Annotated in this window: 18 protein-coding genes and 1 pseudogene; 14 read left to right on the top strand and 5 right to left on the bottom strand. The window is 72.6% G+C overall.

What is annotated here, in order from left to right:
• Positions 1 to 31: 31 nt before the first annotated feature.
• The 4 genes from prcB to AB0K34_RS34925 form a co-directional block, all read right to left on the bottom strand.
• The gene (gene prcB, locus AB0K34_RS34940) at positions 32 to 868 is read right to left on the bottom strand and encodes a proteasome subunit beta (RefSeq protein ID WP_364553165.1); all 837 of its coding nucleotides are present in this window, start codon (positions 866 to 868) and stop codon (positions 32 to 34) included.
• 75 nt (positions 869 to 943) lie between these two features.
• Positions 944 to 1,891, bottom strand: coding sequence for an EamA family transporter (locus AB0K34_RS34935; protein WP_138638026.1), 948 nt, complete (start codon positions 1,889 to 1,891; stop codon positions 944 to 946).
• 3 nt (positions 1,892 to 1,894) lie between these two features.
• Positions 1,895 to 2,665 carry an ABC transporter permease gene (locus AB0K34_RS34930; protein WP_138638027.1) on the bottom strand — a complete coding sequence of 257 codons (771 nt, stop codon included), beginning with the start codon at positions 2,663 to 2,665 and terminating at the stop codon, positions 1,895 to 1,897.
• Positions 2,662 to 3,612 carry an ABC transporter ATP-binding protein gene (locus AB0K34_RS34925; protein ID WP_138638028.1) on the bottom strand — a complete coding sequence of 317 codons (951 nt, stop codon included), beginning with the start codon at positions 3,610 to 3,612 and terminating at the stop codon, positions 2,662 to 2,664. The genes AB0K34_RS34930 and AB0K34_RS34925 overlap by 4 nt, the downstream gene beginning before the upstream one ends.
• Before the next feature lie 198 nt (positions 3,613 to 3,810).
• Here AB0K34_RS34925 and AB0K34_RS34920 point away from each other — a divergent pair, with 198 nt between their 5' ends.
• The 13 genes from AB0K34_RS34920 to AB0K34_RS34860 all read left to right on the top strand — a co-directional run bounded on the left by AB0K34_RS34920 (position 3,811) and on the right by AB0K34_RS34860 (position 16,175).
• Positions 3,811 to 5,049, top strand: a complete 1,239-nt coding sequence (locus AB0K34_RS34920; RefSeq protein WP_364553163.1) for an arginine deiminase — start codon at positions 3,811 to 3,813, stop codon at positions 5,047 to 5,049.
• Positions 5,050 to 5,099: 50 nt separating this feature from the next.
• Positions 5,100 to 6,113, top strand: coding sequence for an ornithine carbamoyltransferase (argF, locus tag AB0K34_RS34915; protein ID WP_364553162.1), 1,014 nt, complete (start codon positions 5,100 to 5,102; stop codon positions 6,111 to 6,113).
• A 10-nt stretch (positions 6,114 to 6,123) separates the two neighbouring features.
• On the top strand, positions 6,124 to 7,059 hold the full coding sequence (gene arcC / locus AB0K34_RS34910; protein ID WP_364553161.1) for a carbamate kinase: 936 nt from the start codon (positions 6,124 to 6,126) through the stop codon (positions 7,057 to 7,059).
• Positions 7,060 to 7,108: 49 nt separating this feature from the next.
• Entirely contained in the window at positions 7,109 to 8,575 is a 1,467-nt protein-coding gene (locus AB0K34_RS34905) for an amino acid permease (RefSeq protein ID WP_301174970.1), read from the top strand.
• A complete protein-coding gene (locus AB0K34_RS34900; RefSeq protein WP_364553160.1) occupies positions 8,575 to 9,522 on the top strand; it encodes a universal stress protein in 948 nt (315 codons plus the stop codon). The genes AB0K34_RS34905 and AB0K34_RS34900 overlap by 1 nt, the downstream gene beginning before the upstream one ends.
• 131 nt (positions 9,523 to 9,653) lie before the next feature.
• Positions 9,654 to 10,355 (top strand): metalloregulator ArsR/SmtB family transcription factor, encoded by a 702-nt coding sequence (locus AB0K34_RS34895; RefSeq protein ID WP_138638569.1) that lies wholly within the window; start codon positions 9,654 to 9,656, stop codon positions 10,353 to 10,355.
• A gap of 28 nt (positions 10,356 to 10,383) precedes the next feature.
• Complete coding sequence (sufB, locus tag AB0K34_RS34890) at positions 10,384 to 11,796, top strand: Fe-S cluster assembly protein SufB (RefSeq protein WP_138638564.1); 1,413 nt, start codon at positions 10,384 to 10,386, stop codon at positions 11,794 to 11,796.
• Positions 11,796 to 12,935: a Fe-S cluster assembly protein SufD gene (gene sufD, locus AB0K34_RS34885; protein WP_301174972.1), complete on the top strand. Its 1,140-nt coding sequence runs from the start codon at positions 11,796 to 11,798 to the stop codon at positions 12,933 to 12,935. The genes sufB and sufD overlap by 1 nt, the downstream gene beginning before the upstream one ends.
• The gene (locus tag AB0K34_RS34880; protein WP_138638562.1) at positions 12,932 to 13,291 is read left to right on the top strand and encodes a non-heme iron oxygenase ferredoxin subunit; all 360 of its coding nucleotides are present in this window, start codon (positions 12,932 to 12,934) and stop codon (positions 13,289 to 13,291) included. Before sufD ends, AB0K34_RS34880 begins: the two co-directional genes overlap by 4 nt.
• A 26-nt stretch (positions 13,292 to 13,317) precedes the next feature.
• Positions 13,318 to 14,082 carry a Fe-S cluster assembly ATPase SufC gene (gene sufC, locus AB0K34_RS34875; protein ID WP_364553159.1) on the top strand — a complete coding sequence of 255 codons (765 nt, stop codon included), beginning with the start codon at positions 13,318 to 13,320 and terminating at the stop codon, positions 14,080 to 14,082.
• Complete coding sequence (locus AB0K34_RS34870; protein ID WP_364553157.1) at positions 14,079 to 15,341, top strand: cysteine desulfurase; 1,263 nt, start codon at positions 14,079 to 14,081, stop codon at positions 15,339 to 15,341. The genes sufC and AB0K34_RS34870 overlap by 4 nt, the downstream gene beginning before the upstream one ends.
• A gap of 43 nt (positions 15,342 to 15,384) precedes the next feature.
• On the top strand, positions 15,385 to 15,843 hold the full coding sequence (sufU, locus tag AB0K34_RS34865; RefSeq protein WP_067638932.1) for a Fe-S cluster assembly sulfur transfer protein SufU: 459 nt from the start codon (positions 15,385 to 15,387) through the stop codon (positions 15,841 to 15,843).
• Positions 15,840 to 16,175: a metal-sulfur cluster assembly factor gene (locus AB0K34_RS34860; RefSeq protein WP_138638560.1), complete on the top strand. Its 336-nt coding sequence runs from the start codon at positions 15,840 to 15,842 to the stop codon at positions 16,173 to 16,175. Before sufU ends, AB0K34_RS34860 begins: the two co-directional genes overlap by 4 nt.
• A gap of 52 nt (positions 16,176 to 16,227) precedes the next feature.
• On the opposite strand, the gene AB0K34_RS34855 is transcribed toward AB0K34_RS34860, so the two are convergent.
• Entirely contained in the window at positions 16,228 to 16,650 is a 423-nt protein-coding gene (locus AB0K34_RS34855; RefSeq protein ID WP_364553155.1) for a hypothetical protein, read from the bottom strand.
• 268 nt (positions 16,651 to 16,918) lie between these two features.
• Here AB0K34_RS34855 and AB0K34_RS34850 point away from each other — a divergent pair.
• A pseudogene (locus AB0K34_RS34850) lies at positions 16,919 to 17,382 on the top strand (sensor histidine kinase); the annotation flags it as partial.

Genomic DNA, 17,382 nt, shown 5'->3' with positions numbered 1-17,382 from the left:
GGGTACGACGTTTCCCGTGCTCGGCCGGTGGTCAGCGCAGCGGCGCGGTGGGCCCGCCGGGGCTGTCCATCCGGCCGCGGACGACCTCGTCGGCGATCGCGGAGACCTCGTCCTCGGGCAGGCGGCGGTAGCCGTCCTCGGTGACGACCGCGACCGTCGGGTAGATCCGCCGGGACGGGTCGGGCCCGCCGGTGGCGGTGTCGTCGTCAGCCGCGTCGTACAGGGCCTGGACGCACACGGTGGCGGCGTCCTCCAGGGACAGGTCGCGCCGGTACAGCTTCTTCAGCGCCCCGAGCGCGTAGGGGGAGCCGGACCCGTCCGCGTGGAAGTCGCGGGCCTCCTGCGGGGCGCCGGTGATGTCGTAGGTGTAGATGCGGCTCTCGGCCGTGTCGGGGTCGTAGCCGGCGAACAGCGGCACGACGGCGAGGCCCTGCAGCGCCTGCGCGAGGTTGGCCTGGATGACGGCGCCCAGCCGGCGGGCCTTGCCCGGCAGCGACAGCGGGACGGTCTCCATCTTCTCGTAGTGCTCCAGCTCGACCTGGAACAGCCGGACCATCTCCAGCGCCAGCCCGACCGTCCCGGCGAACGCGACGGCGGAGTACTCGTCGGCGCGCTGGACCTTGTCCAGCTCCCGGTAGGCGATGCGGTTGCCCTGCGTGGCGCGCCGGTCGCCGGCCATCATGACGCCGCCGGGGAACTCCAGCGCGAGGATGGTGGTGCCGTGCGGCAGCTCCGGCGCGTCGCCCTCCGGCACCCGGTTGACCGGGAGCAGCTCGGGGGAGTGGACGCGCAGGAAGTCGACGAACGACGCCGAGCCCGCCTCGAAGAACTCCGGCGGGATGCCCTGGTCCTCGGTCCGGCCGATCACGGCGGCTCCTCTCCCCATGCTGGACGACCCGTTACGCCTTGATCTTTCCACCCTGCCACATGAGCCCGCCACCGCTCAGGCTTCGGGAGCCTCCGGCGGATCCTTCTGGCCGCGGGTGGCCCCGGCGCAGGCGGCGATGACGCAGCCGACCGCGACCCACTGCCGGCCGGACAGGACCTCGCCGAGCACCACCAGCCCGACGAGCGCCGCGACGGCGGGCTCCATGCTCATCAGGATCCCGAAGACGCGCGCCGGCACCCGGCGCAGCGCCTCCAGCTCCAGCGAGTACGGGATCACCGACGACAGCAGCCCCACGCCGAGCCCGATCAGCAGCAGCGTCGGGTCGAGCAGGGCCCCGCCGCCCGCGGCGACCCCGGCCGCGATGCCGCCCGGCAGCATCACCAGCGTGCCGATGATGCTCGCCAGGGCCAGCCCGGTGGTGCCGGGGATGCGCCGCCCGGTGGCGGCGGTGAGCAGGATGTAGGCGGCCCAGCCGACGGCGGCGAGCAGCGCGAACCCGATGCCGACGAGGTCCAGGTCGCCGCCGCCCCGGGCGAGCATGACCACGCCCGCGGCGGCGAGCACCACCCACACCAGGTCGCGGGGGCGGCGGGAGCCGGCGATCGCGACCGACAGCGGGCCGAGGAACTCGATCGTCACCGCCACGCCCAGCGGGATCCGCGACAGCGACTGGTAGAACGCGAAGTTCATCCCGGCCAGGGAGGCGCCGTAGCCGGCGACGACCGCGAGGCTCCGCCACGAGTGCTCGCGCAGCACCGGCAGCAGCGCCCGGCGGGCCAGGAACCCCAGCACGAGCGCCGAGGCCAGCAGCCGGATCGCCACCACCGACGTCGGCGGCAGCCGGTCGAACAGGTGCTTGGCCAGGCCCGCGCCGACCTGCACGGACACGATGCCGAGCAGGATCAGCGCGGGCGGCGGCACCGACGCCGGCGACAGCGCGCGGATGCGGCCCGGTGCGCGGCTCGCGCCGCCGAACGAGCCGGGCGCCTCAGCGAGTGCCAACGATCACTCCCACCGGAAGAAGCGGGCGGCGAGGGCGAGTCCGGCGACGGCCCACACCGCGAGGACGAGCAGGGGTTGCGCGGGGAGCGCGGCGCCGTCCCGCAGGACGTCGCGCAGCCCGCCCGCCAGCGCCGAGATCGGCAGCAGCTCCAGGGCGTCGCGCACCGGGCCGGGGAACTTCTCGAGCGGGAACACCACGCCGCCGACGGCCAGCAGCAGGATGTACACCAGGTTCGCGGCGGCGAGGGTGGCCTCGGCGCGCAGCGTCCCGGCCATGAGCAGCCCGAACCCGGAGAACGCGGCGGTGCCGAGCAGCAGCAGGACGACCACCGAGCCGGGGTCGCCGTGCGGGTGCCAGCCGAGCGCCAGCGCGACCGCGCAGATCACCGCGGCCTGCACCGCCTCGACGGCGAGCACGCTGGCGGTCTTGGCGGCGATGAGCCCGCCGCGCGGCAGCGGGGTGGCGCCGAGCCGCTTGAGGACGCCGTAGCGCCGCTCGAACCCGGTCCCGATCGCCTGCCCGGTGAACGCCGTGGACATCACCGCGAGCGCGAGGATGCCGGGGGTGAGGAAGTCGACGCGGCGGCCGGCGCCGAGGTCCAGCAGGGAGGTGGCGCTGAACAGCACGAGCAGCACCACCGGGATGATCAGCGTCAGCAGCAGCTGCTCGCCGTTGCGCAGCACGGTGCGGAACTCGTAGCGGGCCTGGGACACGACCATCCGCGGCAGCGGGACGGCCCCCGGCGCGGGGGAGAGGTCGAGCGGGGCGGTCATGCGCGCAGCTCCCGTCCGGTCAGTTCGAGGAAGACGTCCTCCAGGGTGCGGCGCTCGATCCGCAGGTCCTCGGTGAGGACGCCGTGCGAGGCGCACCAGGCGGTGACGGTGGCGAGCAGCTCCGGCCGCACGTCCGCCTCGATCAGGTAGTGCCCGGCGGGCGACTCCTTGGCGGCGCTCCCGGCGGGCAGCGCCGCGAGCAGCTCGTCGAGGCCGAGGCCGGGCCGGGCGCGGAACCGCAGCTGCCGCTCGGCGCCGGTCAGCACCTCGGGGGCGCCCTCGGCGACGACCTTGCCGTGGTCGACGATGACGACGTGGTCGGAGAGGCGCTCGGCCTCCTCCATGTTGTGGGTGGTGAGGACCACCGACACCCCGGCGGCGCGCAGGTCGCCGATCAGCTCCCAGGTGGCGTGCCTGGCCTGCGGGTCGAGGCCGGTGGTCGGCTCGTCCAGGAAGACCAGCTCGGGGCGCCCGACGATGGCGACGGCCAGGGACAGCCGCTGCTGCTGCCCGCCCGACATGCGGCGGAACGGGGTGCGGGCGTGCTCGGTGAGGCCGAGCCGCTCCAGCAGCGCGGCGGGGGCGAGCGGCGTCGCGTGGAACGAGGCGACCAGCTCCAGGAACTCCCCGGCGCGGGCCGTGCCCGGCACGCCGCCCGACTGCGGCATCACCCCGACCCGCGGCTTCAGCGCCCGCGCGTCGGCGGCCGGGTCGAGCCCGAGGACGCGGACGGTGCCCGCGTCGGCCCGCCGGAACCCCTCGCAGATCTCGATCGTGGTGGTCTTGCCCGCGCCGTTCGGGCCGAGCAGCGCGGTCACCGCGCCCCGCGCGGCGCTGAACGACAGCCCGTCCACGGCCCGCCGCTCCCGGCCGGCCGTCCCGTAGCGCTTCACGAGCGAGCGCAGCTCGACAGCGCTGTGCCGGCCGCCGCCTCCGGGGGGTGTCATGCCGACGAGTCTAGGTCTGCGGCCGGGCAGCTTCGCGCCGGGCCCCGGCGCCGGACCGGGTGAAGGTCGGGTAAAGCCTCCCGGTCGGAGCCCGCCGAGTTTCGCGGGCCCGAGCGCGGGAATTGCGGTCGTACCGCCGGGCCGGCCCCGGCGGGCAGGGGGCGCGCGGCGACGCGGCCGCGCTCGGCGGAGGTGGGGATGTTTCACGTTGACTCGGAGGCCGGCCGGCTCCGGGAGGTCCTGCTGCACCGGCCCGAGCTGTCGCTGAAGCGGCTCACCCCGTCCAACGCGGCGGGGCTGCTGTTCGACGACGTGCTGTGGGTGCGGCGCGCGGTGGAGGAGCACGCGGAGTTCGAGGACGTCCTGCGGGCGGAGGGCGTCCGCACGCACCTGCTGATCGACCTGCTGCGCGAGACGATCGGGATCCCCGAGGCGCGCAAGCACATCCTGGACGCCGTCGTCGACCCGCACTGGTTCGGCCCGCTCGCCACCGACGCGATCCGCAACTGCTTCGACGCGATGGACGTCCACGAGCTGGGCTCCTACCTCATCGGCGGCATCACCAAGCGGGAGATGCTGGAGCGGATGCCCGAGCCCGCGTCCATCGCGTTCCACTCCATCCCGATGGACGGGTTCATCCTGCCGCCGCTGCCGAACCACCTGTTCACCCGCGACACCTCCTGCTGGATCTACGACGGCGTCTCGATCAACACCATGCGCAAGAAGGCGCGGATGCGCGAGACGGTGAACATGGAGGCCGTCTACCGCTGGCACCCGCTGTTCGCCGCCGGCTACGGCCGGCCCGCCGAGGGCGGCTTCCACGTGTGGAGCAGCGGGACGGCGATGGCCCCGGCGACGCTGGAGGGCGGCGACGTCCTGGTGATCGGGAACGGCGCCGTGCTGGTCGGGATGAGCGAGCGGACGCAGCCGCAGGCCGTCGAGATGCTCGCGCAGTCGCTGTTCGCCGCCGGGTCCTGCACCCGGATCGTCGCGCTGCGGATGCCGCACAAGCGGGCGTTCATGCACCTGGACACCGTCATGACGATGGTCGACCACGGCGTGTTCACCGCCTACGCGGGGATGGGCATGCTGCTGTCGCACACCGTCGAGCCCGGCGACACCGAGAAGGAACTGAAGATCACCGATCACCCGGCGGAGGACATGTACCGGGCGATCGCCGCCGCGCTCGGCCTGGACGACATCAAGGTGATCACCCCGACGCAGGACGTGTTCTCCGCCGAGCGCGAGCAGTGGGACGACGGCGCCAACGTCCTCGCCGTCGCGCCCGGCGTCGTCGTCGCCTACGAGCGCAACGCGACGAGCAACAACGAGCTGAGCCGCCACGGGATCCGGGTCATCACGATCCGCGGCAGCGAGCTCGGCCGGGGCCGCGGCGGCCCGCGCTGCATGACCTGCCCGCTCGTCCGGGACGCCTGACGACCACCTTCCGCGGCACCGCCCGCGGCACGACCCTCGGGAGGCCGGACATGGCGCTCGACCTGCGCGGCCGCAGCCTGATCAGGGAGCTCGACCTCACGCCGGCGGAGTTCGGGTCCCTGCTCGGCCTCGCCGCGGAGCTGAAGGCCGCCAAGCGCGCCGGTACCGAGACCCCCGCGCTGACCGGCCGGAACATCGCGCTGATCTTCGAGAAGACGTCGACCCGGACGCGCTGCGCGTTCGAGGTCGCCGCGCACGACCAGGGCGCCCACGTCACCTACCTCGACCCCAGCGGCTCCCAGATCGGCCACAAGGAGTCGATGAAGGACACCGCCCGCGTCCTGGGGCGGATGTACGACGGCATCGAGTACCGGGGGGCCAGCCAGAGGCTCGTCGAAGAACTCGCCGAGTACGCGGGCGTGCCCGTGTGGAACGGCCTGACCGACGAGTGGCACCCCACGCAGATGCTCGCCGACATGCTCACCATGCGCGAGCACAGTGACAAGCCCTTGCAGGACGTCACCTACGCCTACCTGGGCGACGCGCGCAACAACATGGGCCACAGCTACGTGGCCGCCGGCGCGCTGCTCGGCATGAACGTGCGGATCGTCGCGCCGCGCACCCTGTGGCCGGACGAGGAGACGGTCGTCCGGCCGTCCATGGCGGTGGCGGCCGGGACGGGGGCGGAGATCGTCCTCACCGAGGACGTCGCCGAGGGCGTCAGGGGCGCCGACTTCGTCCTCACCGACGTGTGGGTGTCGATGGGCGAGCCCAAGGAGGTGTGGGACGAGCGCATCGCGCTGCTCACGCCCTACCAGGTGAACGCCGGGGTCATGCGGGCCACCGGCAACCCCGGCGCCAAGTTCATGCACTGCCTCCCCGCCTTCCACAACAGGGAGACCGCGGTGGGCGAGGAGATCTACCGGAAGACCGGCCTGGAGGCGCTGGAGGTCACCGAGGAGGTGTTCGAGTCCGCCGCCTCCATCGTCTTCGACGAGGCCGAGAACCGGATGCACACCATCAAGGCGGTCATGGTCGCGACGCTCGGGGGGCCGGGCGGGTGAGGGGGAGCGGATGCGCGTGGTCGTCGCGCTCGGGGGGAACGCGCTGGTGCGGCGGGGGGAGACGCCCGACGCCGCGCCGCAGCGCGCCAACGTGGACCGGGCGGTGCGGTCGCTGGCGCCGCTCGCCCGCACGCACGAGCTGATCGTCACGCACGGGAACGGGCCGCAGGTCGGGGTGCTGGCGCTGGAGAGCGTCAACGACCCGAGCCTGACCCGGCCGTACCCGCTGGACACGATCGGCGCCGAGACCCAGGGGATGATCGGCTACTGGATGCTGCAGGCGCTGCAGAACGCGCTGCCGGGCCGGCAGGTCGTCGCGATGATCAACCAGACGCTGGTGTCGGCGGTGGACCCCGCGTTCGAGGACCCGACGAAGTTCGTCGGGCAGGTCTACGACCGGGACGAGGCCGAGAAGCTCGCCGCCGAGTACGGCTGGACGGTCCGCCAGGACGGGGACGGCTGGCGCCGCGTGGTGCCGTCGCCGCGTCCGCAGCGGGTGATCGAGACGCGGCTGATCAGGGAGCTGGTGCGGCTCGGGACGGTGGTGGTCTGCGCGGGCGGCGGCGGCGTGCCGGTGTTCCGCAACGACGTGGGGCGGCTGGAGGGCGTCGAGGCGGTGATCGACAAGGACCTCACGGCGTCCGTCCTCGCCGAGAGCATGGACGCCGACGCGCTGCTGATCCTGACCGACGTGCCCCGGGTGATGCGCAACTACGGCACGCCGGAGCAGGAGGAGATCACCCACACCACCCCGTACGAGCTGCGCGCCGAGGACTTCCCCGCCGGGTCGATGGGCCCCAAGGTGGCGGCGGCGGTGAGCTTCGTCGAGCGGACCGGCGACATGGCCGCGATCGGGCTGCTGGACCAGTGCGTGGAGATCCTGGAGGGCACCGCGGGCACGATCGTCACGCCGAACGCCACCTGGCCCCTGGAGAGCACCCTGTGACGGACGAGCACGCCGTGCCGGACGAGCACGCCGGGACCGGGGAGTGCCCGTGACGGCCGGGACGGCGCCGGGGACCTCGTTCGTCCGCAGCCTGCTGCGCACCAAGCCCGTCGACCGGATCGTCGCCGAGGGCGGGCAGGGCGAGGGCGGCGAGCTGAAGCGCACGATGAGCCTGCTCCAGCTCACCTTCTTCAGCGTCGGCGCGACCCTCGGCACCGGCATCTTCGTCGTCCTCGGCGAGGCGGTGCCGCTGGCCGGACCGGCCGTCGTGCTGTCGTTCGTGCTCGCCGCCGTCACCGCGCTGTTCTCCGCCCTGTCGTACGCGGAGCTGGCCGGGACGATCCCGGTGTCCGGCTCGTCCTACTCCTACTCCTACGCCACGCTCGGCGAGCTGGTCGCGTGGGTCTGCGGCTGGTGCCTGCTGCTGGAGTACGCGGTGTCGGTGTCGGCCGTCGCGGTCGGCTGGGGCTCCTACCTCAACGCGTTCTTCGACGCGGCGTTCGGGTTCACGATCCCCGCCGAGATCAGCAACCCGCCGGGGGACGGCGGTCTCGTCAACATCCCCGCCGTCGTCGTGGTGCTGCTCGCCACGCTGCTGCTGCTGCGCGGCACCTCCGAGAGCGCCACCGCCAACACGGTCATGGTGTTCCTCAAGATCGCCGTGCTGCTGTTCTTCTGCGCGGTCGCCTTCACCGCGTTCAAGGCGGGGAACCTGAGCGCGTTCGCGCCCATGGGCTGGGCCGGGATCAGCGCCGCCGGCGGCAAGGTGTTCTTCTCCTACATCGGCTTCGACGCCGCCTCCACCGCCGGCGAGGAGGCCAAGAACCCGCGCCGCGACCTGCCGCTCGCGATCGTCCTGTCGCTGGTGATCGTCACGGTCCTGTACGTACTGGTCGGCCTCGCCGCCGTCGCGGCGATGCACTGGGACAAGTTCGCGATCAGCGGCGCCGAGGCGTCCCTCGCCGAGGTGCTGGACGTGGCGACCGGGCGGTCCTGGCCGTCGATGATCCTCGCGCTCGGCGCGGTGATCGCGATCGCCAGCGTCGTCCTCACCGTCATGTACGGGCAGACCCGCATCCTGTTCGCGATGTCGCGGGACGGGCTCGTCCCGGACGTCTTCCAGAAGGTCAGCCCCGGCCGCCGGGTCCCCGTCGCCAACACCGTGATCGTGGCGCTGTTCATCGGGATCCTCGCGGCGGCGGTCCCGCTCGGCCGGCTCGTCGACGCCACCAGCATCGGGACGCTGTTCGCGTTCGCGCTGGTCAGCGTCGGCGTCATCGTGCTGCGCCGCACCCGGCCCGACCTGCCGCGCAGCTTCCGGACCCCGCTGTTCCCGGTGACGCCGCTGCTCGGCGTCGGGTTCTGCGTGTACCTGATGGTCGGCCTCGGCGGGGTGACGTGGACGGTGTTCGCCCTCTGGTGCGCCGTCGGGCTGGCCGCCTACTTCCTGTACGGGCGCCGCCATTCCCGCCTCGCGGCCGGACCACCTCGCGACCCCGCCCGAAAGGGGCTCTGATGAACGCTCCCGAGAACGCCGCCGACGGCATGCGGGTGCTGGTCGGCTACGCGCCCGACGAGCGCGGCGACGACGCGCTGGCGCTCGCGGCGCTGCTCGTCCGGACCATGAGGGCGCCGCTGACGGCCGTGCACGTGCACCCGCCGCCGTGGCCCACGCCGGGGCCGGGCGCGGTGGACGCCGAATGGGTCGCCTACCTCAAGGGCCAGGCGGACGAGGCCCTCGAAGCGGCCCTGGCGCGGCTGGCGGAGCTCGGCGTCCCGCGGCGGGACGTCACCCCGCGCGTCCAGGCCCACCGGGGCAGCGGCCGCGGCCTCATCGAGGTCGCCAAGGACGTCGGCGCCGACCTGATCGTGGCGGGCTCGGCGCCGCGCGGACGGCGCGGCCGGGTCGCCGTCGGCAGCACCGCCGACCAGTTGCTGCACGGTTCGCCCGTCCCGGTCATGCTGGCGCCGCGCGGCTACGCGGCGCACCCGCCGCGGCGGTTCTCGCGGATGACGGTCGCCTACTGGCGGCGCCGGGACGCCGACGGGCCGCTGTCGGCGGCCGCCGCGTTCGCCGAGCGGCTGGACGTGGAGCTGCGGCTGCTGACCCTCGTGCTGCGGCCGCCCGGCCTCGCGGCCCGGTTCCAGGTGCCCGGCGGCGTCCTGGACCGCCAGCTCGCCCAGGCCGAGGAGGACCTGCGCTACGCCGCCGGGCTGTTCGGCGGCGGGACGCCGGTGGAGCGGCGCACGGCCATCGGGACCGACATCGCCAAGACGCTCGGCACCGTCGATATGCTGCACGGCGAGGTCCTCGCCTGCCTGTCCGGCCATGACGGTCCGCTGCGCAAGGTCTTCCTCGGGGAGAGCTCCGGCAAGATCCTGCGGGCCGCGCCGTGCCCGGTGCTGCTGCTGCCGCGCGGGGCCGCCGCGCCGAGCCGCGACGAGAAACCGCAGGTTAGGTAAGGCTTACCTGCGTGAGCTACGACATCAGCGTTCCGGTGTTTCGTGGGAAGTAATTACGGCACACTGATGTTGTGAAATACGTGAGCGAGGATCAGACGAACGCACGGACCGCCCCCGCGCGGCGTTCCGGCGTGCCGTCGTCCGCCGGTCACACCGAGCGCGACACGCGCGCCCGGGTGGCCCGGTTGATCCTTGAGCACGGCCCGGTCACGGCGTCCACGCTGGGCGAACGCGTCGGCCTCACGCCGGCCGCGATCCGCCGGCACCTGGACGCGCTGCTGGCCGAGGGCATGATCGAGGTCCGCAAGGCGCGGGTGCCGCAGACCCGGCGCGGGCGGGGCCGCCCCGCCAAGTGGTTCGCCATCACCGACGCCGGGCGCAGCGCCTTCGTGCACGCCTACGACGACCTGGCGACCAGCGCGCTGCGGTTCATCGCCGACACGGCGGGCGAGCACGCGGTCGCCGAGTTCGCCCGGCGGCAGATCGCCGACCTGGAGCGGCGCTACCGCCCCGTCGTGCAGGACGCGCCGCCCCAGCAGCGGGTCCGCACGCTCGCCGAGGCGCTGTCGGGCGACGGCTACGCGGCCGCCGCCGCGAAGGCGCCCCAGCCGGGCGGCGGCGAGCAGCTGTGCCAGCACCACTGCCCGGTCGCGCACGTCGCCGCGGAGTTCCCGCAGCTGTGCGAGGCCGAGACCGAGGCGTTCAGCCGGCTGCTCGGCACCCCCGTGCAGCGGCTGGCCACGATCGCCCACGGCGACGGGATCTGCACCACCCACGTCAGCCCGGTGGACCTGTGCGCCGACCGGGCCCGGGATGACGACGGCGCGACGTGACGAACAAATCACTCTTTGGAGTTGTTCTATGACTACGGCAGCCCACCCCGAACTCGAGGGGCTGGACAGGTACAAGTTCGGCTGGGCCGACTCCGACGAGGCCGGCGCCTCGGCGCGACGCGGCCTGAACGAGGACGTCGTCCGCGACATCTCGGGCAAGAAGGACGAGCCCGAGTGGATGCTCGACCTCCGCCTCAAGGGGCTGCGGCTGTTCAGCAAGAAGCCGATGCCCACCTGGGGCTCGGACCTGTCGGACATCGACTTCGACAACATCAAGTACTTCGTGCGCTCCACCGAGCAGCAGGCCGCGTCCTGGGAGGAACTGCCCGAGGACATCAAGAACACCTACGACAAGCTCGGCATCCCCGAGGCCGAGAAGCAGCGCCTCATCGCCGGCGTCGCCGCGCAGTACGAGTCGGAGGTCGTCTACCACAAGATCCGCGAGGACCTTGAGGAGAAGGGCGTCATCTTCGTCGACACCGACACCGGCCTGCGCGAGCACCCGGAGATCTTCCAGGAGTACTTCGGCTCGGTGATCCCCGTCGGCGACAACAAGTTCGCCGCGCTGAACACCGCCGTGTGGTCGGGCGGCTCGTTCATCTACGTCCCGCCGGGCGTGCACGTCGAGATCCCGCTGCAGGCCTACTTCCGGATCAACACCGAGAACATGGGCCAGTTCGAGCGGACGCTGATCATCGCCGACGAGGGCTCCTACGTCCACTACGTCGAGGGCTGCACCGCCCCGATCTACAAGTCGGACTCGCTGCACTCGGCCGTCGTGGAGATCGTCGTGAAGAAGGACGCCCGCGTCCGCTACACGACCATCCAGAACTGGTCGAACAACGTCTACAACCTGGTGACCAAGCGCGCCGTCGCCTACGAGGGCGCCACCATGGAGTGGGTCGACGGCAACATCGGCTCCAAGGTCACCATGAAGTACCCGGCCGTCTACCTGCTCGGCGAGCACGCCAAGGGCGAGACCCTGTCGATCGCGTTCGCCGGCGAGGACCAGCACCAGGACGCCGGCGCCAAGATGGTGCACGCCGCGCCGAACACCTCCAGCAGCATCATCTCCAAGTCGGTGGCGCGCGGCGGGGGCCGCACGTCCTACCGCGGGCTGGTGCAGATCCAGGAGGGCGCCGAGCACAGCAAGTCCACCGTCAAGTGCGACGCGCTGCTGGTCGACCAGATCAGCCGGTCCGACACCTACCCCTACGTCGACGTCCGCGAGGACGACGTGGAGATGGGCCACGAGGCCACCGTCTCCAAGGTGTCGGAGCAGCAGCTGTTCTACCTGATGAGCCGCGGTCTCACCGAGGACGAGGCGATGGCGATGATCGTGCGCGGGTTCGTCGAGCCCATCGCGCGGGAGCTGCCGATGGAGTACGCCCTCGAGCTGAACCGGCTCATCGAGCTGCAGATGGAAGGAGCCGTCGGCTGATGGGGCTCGACACCAAGCCTCTCTCGACGCTGCACGAGAAGGCGTCCTACGACGTCGCCGACTTCGAGGTCCCGACGGGCCGCGAGGAGGAGTGGCGGTTCACCCCGCTGCGCCGCCTGCGCGGCCTGCACAAGGGCACCGCCGAGGAGGGCGGCAAGGTCGTGACGGAGGCCGAGGCGGCCCCCGAGGTCACGGTGGAGACCGTCGGCCGCGACGACCCGCGGGTCGGCACGTCCTACGTGCCCGCCGACCGGGTCAGCGCCCAGGCGTGGAACTCCTTCACCGAGGCCACCGTCGTGACCGTCCCGAAGGAGGCCGTCGCCTCGGCGCCGACCGTCCTGCGGCGGCGCGGCGAGGACGGCTCCGGCGCCGCCTACGGGCACACCACCGTGATCGTGGAGCCGTTCGCCGAGGCGACCGTGGTCCTCACGCACCGCGGCCCGGCGACCTACGCCGACAACGTCGAGTTCGTCGTCGGCGACGGCGCCCGCCTCTCGGTGATCAGCCTGCAGGACTGGGCCGACGGCGCGGTGCATGTGTCGCACCAGCACGCCCGGCTCGGCCGCGACGCCCGGTTCGTCTCGCACAACATCTCGCTCGGCGGCGACGTCGTGCGGATCTCGCCGTCGGTCGCCTACGACGGGCCCGGCGGCGACGCCGAGCTGTACGGCGTCTACTTCGTGGACGGCGGCCAGCACCTGGAGCACCGCCTCCTCGTCGACCACACCGTGCCGCACTGCCGCAGCCGCGTCGACTACCGCGGCGCCCTGCAGGACCAGGACGCGCACGCCGTGTGGATCGGCGACGTGATCATCCGCGCCGAGGCGGAGGGCACCGACACCTACGAGCTGAACCGCAACCTCGTCCTCACCGACGGGACGCGGGTCGACTCGGTGCCGAACCTGGAGATCCTCACCGGCGAGGTCGCGGGCGCGGGGCACGCCTCGGCGTCCGGCCGGCTGGACGACGAGCACCTGTTCTACCTGCAGGCGCGCGGCATCACCTTCGACGACGCGCGCCGCATGGTCGTGCGGGGCTTCCTCGGCCAGCTCGTCGACCGCATCGAGGTCGCCGAGGTCCGCGACAAGGTCCGCGAGGCCATCGAGGAGGAGCTGGACGTCAGGGCGGGTGAGCGATGACCGCATCCGCGCGGCCCGGAGGTCCCGGGGGCTCCCCCCAGGAGGGATACGTGAAGGTGTGCGCGCTGGAGGAGGTCCCGGCCGACGGGGCCCTCGGCGTCGAGGTCGACGACACGCCGGTCGCGATCGTGCGCAGCGGCGAGGACGTCTACGCGCTGAACGACATCTGCTCGCACGCCGAGGTCTCGCTCTCCGAGGGCGAGGTCTACGACGGCACCATCGAGTGCTGGCTGCACGGGTCCTGCTTCGACCTGCGCAGCGGCAAGCCCACCAACCCGCCGGCCACGCAGCCGGTCGCCACCTACAAGGTCAAGGTCGAGGGCGGGGACGTCTACGTCTCGCTCGCCGACGACTGACCCCACCACGAAGGACTGTACGCACTATGGCCACGCTAGAGATCCGCGACCTCCACGTCTCCGTCGGCGACGGCTCCGACGGGGCGAAGGAGATCCTGCGCGGGGTCGACCTGACCGTGAAGGCCGGCGAGACCCACGCGATCATGGGGCCGAACGGCTCGGGCAAGTCCACCCTGGCCTACGCCGTCGCCGGGCACCCCAAGTACGAGGTGACGTCGGGCACCGTCACGCTGGACGGCGAGGACGTCCTCGCCATGTCGGTGGACGAGCGCGCCCGCGCCGGGCTGTTCCTCGCGATGCAGTACCCGGTCGAGGTGCCGGGCGTGTCGGTGTCGAACTTCCTGCGCTCGGCCGTGACCGCCGTCCGCGGCGAGGCCCCGAAGCTCCGCGAGTTCTCCAAGGAGATGAAGCAGGCGATGGACGCGCTGTCCATCGACCCGGCGTTCGCGCAGCGCAGCCTGAACGAGGGCTTCTCCGGCGGTGAGAAGAAGCGGCACGAGATCCTGCAGTTGGAGATGCTCAAGCCGAAGGTCGCCGTCCTGGACGAGACCGACTCCGGCCTGGACGTCGACGCGCTGAAGGTCGTCTCCGAGGGCGTGAACCGGTTCGCCTCCGGCGACACCGGCGTCCTGCTGATCACCCACTACACCCGCATCCTGCGGTACGTGAAGCCCGACTTCGTGCACGTGTTCGCCTCCGGCCGCGTCGTCGCCGAGGGCGGCCCCGAGTTGGCCGACGAGCTGGAGGAGCAGGGGTACGAGAAGTACGTGAAGGCGGGCGCTTCGCTATGACGATGTTGCCCGAGGAGCTGAAGAAGGACTTCCCGCTGCTGCGCCGCACGGTCCGCGGCGGGCGTCCTCTGGTGTACCTCGACTCCGGTGCGACGTCGCAGAAGCCCGTCCGGGTGCTGGACGCCGAGCGCGAGTTCTACGAGCGGCACAACGCGGCGCCGCACCGCGGGGCGCACCTGCTCGCCGAGGAGGCGACGGAGGCGTACGAGAACGCCCGCGCGTCCATCGCCCGGTTCATCGGCGCGACGCCGGCCGAGATCGTGTTCACCAAGAACGCCACCGAGGGCATCAACCTCGTCGCGTACGCGATGAGCAACGCCGCGACCGCCGGCCCGGAGGCCGAGCGGTTCGCGGTGGGTCCCGGCGACGAGGTCGTGGTGTCGGAGATGGAGCACCACGCCAACCTCGTCCCGTGGCAGGAGCTCTGCCGGCGGACCGGCGCCACGCTGCGCTGGTTCGGCATCACCGACGAGGGCCGCCTGGACCTGGAGAACCTCGACGACCTGGTCAACGAGCGCACCAAGATCGTCGCGCTGACGCACCAGTCGAACGTGCTCGGCACCGTCCCGCCGGTGGAGCAGATCATCGCCCGCGCGCACGCCGTCGGCGCGCTCGTCCTGCTGGACGCCGCGCAGTCGGTGCCGCACCAGCCGGTCGACGTCGCCGACCTCGGCGCCGACTTCCTGGCGTTCTCCGGGCACAAGATGCTCGGCCCGACGGGCATCGGCGTGCTGTGGGGGCGGAGCGAGCTGCTGGAGGCGATGCCGCCGTTCATCACCGGCGGGTCCATGATCGAGGTCGTCCGCATGGAGGGGACCACGTTCATGCCGCCGCCGCAGCGGTTCGAGGCGGGGGTGCCGATGACGGCGCAGGCCATCGGGCTCGGCGTCGCCTGCGACTACCTCGCCGAGATCGGCATGGACCGCGTCCACGCCCACGAGGAGGCCCTGGTGGCCTACTCGCTGGAGCGGCTCGGCGAGATCCCCGGCGTCCGCGTCATCGGCCCCGGCACCACGGAGGCGCGCGGCGGCGCCGTGTCGTTCACCGTCGAGGACATCCACCCGCACGACGTCGGCCAGGTCCTGGACGACCTGGGCGTCGAGGTCCGCGTCGGCCACCACTGCGCGTGGCCGATCTGCCGGCGCTTCGGCATCCCGGCGACCACCCGCGCGACGTTCTACCTCTACAACACCCTCGCCGACGTGGACGCGCTCGCCGACGGGGTACGGCACGCTCAGAAGTTCTTCGGAACACACTGACCGGCGGGCCGGTTGTAGCGAGAAAAGGCTTGGAAGGGACGACATGCAGCTGGAGGCGATGTACCAGGAGGTCATCCTGGACCACTACCGCAACCCCCACCACAAGGGGCTGCGGGAGCCGTTCGAGGGCGAGGCCCACCACGTCAACCCGACCTGCGGTGACGAGGTGACGCTGCGCGTCCACCTGGACGGCGAGGGCCAGGACGCCACGGTCGCCGACGTGTCGTATGACGCCATGGGCTGCTCGATCAGCCAGGCCAGCGCCTCGGTGATGTCGGACCTGATCATCGGAAAGTCCGTGAAGGAGGCGATGGCGGTCGGCGAGGAGTTCCTGGCGCTGATGCAGTCCCGCGGCCGGGACATCGAGCCGGACGAGGACGTCCTGGAGGACGCCATCGCCTTCGCCGGGGTCTCCAAGTACCCCGCCAGGATCAAATGCGCCCTGCTCGCCTGGATGGCGTGGAAGGACGCGACCGCACGCGCACTCGGAGAGGCATCATGACCGACACCCCCGCGACCACCGAGACCGCTCCGCAGGAGGAAGAGGTCCTGGAGGCGCTCAAGGACGTCGTCGACCCCGAGCTCGGCATCAACGTCGTCGACCTCGGCCTGGTCTACGGCGTGAACCTCGACGGCGGGACCGCCACCCTGGACATGACGCTCACCAGCGCCGCCTGCCCGCTCACCGACGTGATCGAGGACCAGGCCCACAGCGCGCTGGAGGGCCTGGTCCAGGACGTCAAGATCAACTGGGTCTGGCTGCCGCCGTGGGGCCCGGACAAGATCACCGACGACGGCCGCGACCAGCTGCGCGCCCTCGGCTTCAACGTCTGACGAACGCCCGGCGCCGGTGTGAGGCCGCGCCCCCGGCCGCGGGGGCGCGGCCTCACACATGTTCCCGGCCCCCGGTGTCCTTGGGCTTGGCTGGCCAGAGGGTGTGGGTGATCGGCCACAGCGACCAGATCGCGAGGACGCCGCCGAGGCGCGCGAGCCAGGCCAGCAGGGCCTGCGTGCGGTCGGGGTCGTCCACCAGGACGATCATCGCGCCGAGGAGGCCGCAGGCGATGGCGGTCGCCAGGGCGGCCTTGCCGAACTCGCGCCACTCGTAGCGGACGCGCGCCGCCCCGTACTTGGGCTTGCCGCGCGGCGGCGGGCCGCCGGCGAAGCGGTGCGCGAAGCGCTCGTCCGCCCAGCGGACCATGCTGTGCCCGAACGCGACCGAGTAGCCGAGGTAGGCGGCGGCCAGGCCGTGGCCGGTGCCGGCGGTGGCGCCGCCGTGCAGGTCGATGGCCGTGGCCGCCAGCAGCACCAGGTCGACCAGCGGGACGCACAGCAGCAGGGCCGCGCCGGTGCGGCGCAGGCGCAGCGGGTAGCGGGCGAGGAGCCCGGCGGCGAGGACGACTCAGAAGCCGATCTCGCAGCCGGCGATGACGGCGATGAGCACGTGTTCCATCGTGCCGGGGCGGCGGGTGCCGGATCGTCGTCGCCGGTGGGGTTTCGCGGGTCGTCCGAAGGATGTACGCGGCATCCTCATCCGGGTGGACGAGGCATGGGCGCGGGGATGCTGAGATGGGTCCGTGCACCGGATCCGACGGCTGACCACGCGCCAGGACGCCCTGATCGCCGTCGCGTCCCTCGCCGGCGGGCTGCTGATGCTCGCGGCGCACGGCTACTCGACGTGGGGGACCGACTGGGACCCGTCCCGCTGGGTCCGCCTCGTCCCGCTGCTCGGCCTGTGCGCGGCCATGCTGCTGCGCCGCACCGCGCCGCTCACCGGGCTCGCGCTCGCCACCCCGTTCAACTTCGCCGACGTGGCGTTCGGCCCCAGCATCGCCACCGCGATGATCTTCGGGGACGCCCTGTACGCGGCGAGCCTGTACGGGCGGCGCCGGACGGCGGAGTGGCTGCTCGGCGCGACCGCGGCCGCGTCGCTGCTGGTCGCCGCCGGGGCCGGGATCGGGCTGCGCGGCGTCGCGGTCGGCGTGGTGGCGGGCGCGGTCGCCGGGCTGGTCTGGGTGGCGCCGGTGCTGACCGCGATGGC

The organism is Actinomadura sp. NPDC049382 (genome assembly GCF_040677125.1).
Lineage (GTDB): Bacteria > Actinomycetota > Actinomycetes > Streptosporangiales > Streptosporangiaceae > Spirillospora > Spirillospora geliboluensis.
The sequence above is the reverse complement of the archived record's forward strand: the minus strand, read 5'-3'. Positions and strand labels throughout refer to the sequence as shown.

Excerpts from the sequence above, each read along its gene's own strand:
- AB0K34_RS34930 (WP_138638027.1), bottom strand. The coding sequence starts at position 2,665 with ATGACCGCCCCGCTCGACCTCTCCCCCGCGCCGGGGGCCGTCCCGCTG.
- AB0K34_RS34925 (WP_138638028.1), bottom strand. The coding sequence starts at position 3,612 with ATGACACCCCCCGGAGGCGGCGGCCGGCACAGCGCTGTCGAGCTGCGC.
- AB0K34_RS34920 (WP_364553163.1), top strand. The coding sequence starts at position 3,811 with ATGTTTCACGTTGACTCGGAGGCCGGCCGGCTCCGGGAGGTCCTGCTG.
- argF (WP_364553162.1), top strand. The coding sequence starts at position 5,100 with ATGGCGCTCGACCTGCGCGGCCGCAGCCTGATCAGGGAGCTCGACCTC.
- arcC (WP_364553161.1), top strand. The coding sequence starts at position 6,124 with ATGCGCGTGGTCGTCGCGCTCGGGGGGAACGCGCTGGTGCGGCGGGGG.
- AB0K34_RS34900 (WP_364553160.1), top strand. The coding sequence starts at position 8,575 with ATGAACGCTCCCGAGAACGCCGCCGACGGCATGCGGGTGCTGGTCGGC.
- sufB (WP_138638564.1), top strand. The coding sequence starts at position 10,384 with ATGACTACGGCAGCCCACCCCGAACTCGAGGGGCTGGACAGGTACAAG.
- sufD (WP_301174972.1), top strand. The coding sequence starts at position 11,796 with ATGGGGCTCGACACCAAGCCTCTCTCGACGCTGCACGAGAAGGCGTCC.
- AB0K34_RS34880 (WP_138638562.1), top strand. The coding sequence starts at position 12,932 with ATGACCGCATCCGCGCGGCCCGGAGGTCCCGGGGGCTCCCCCCAGGAG.
- sufC (WP_364553159.1), top strand. The coding sequence starts at position 13,318 with ATGGCCACGCTAGAGATCCGCGACCTCCACGTCTCCGTCGGCGACGGC.
- AB0K34_RS34870 (WP_364553157.1), top strand. The coding sequence starts at position 14,079 with ATGACGATGTTGCCCGAGGAGCTGAAGAAGGACTTCCCGCTGCTGCGC.
- sufU (WP_067638932.1), top strand. The coding sequence starts at position 15,385 with ATGCAGCTGGAGGCGATGTACCAGGAGGTCATCCTGGACCACTACCGC.
- AB0K34_RS34860 (WP_138638560.1), top strand. The coding sequence starts at position 15,840 with ATGACCGACACCCCCGCGACCACCGAGACCGCTCCGCAGGAGGAAGAG.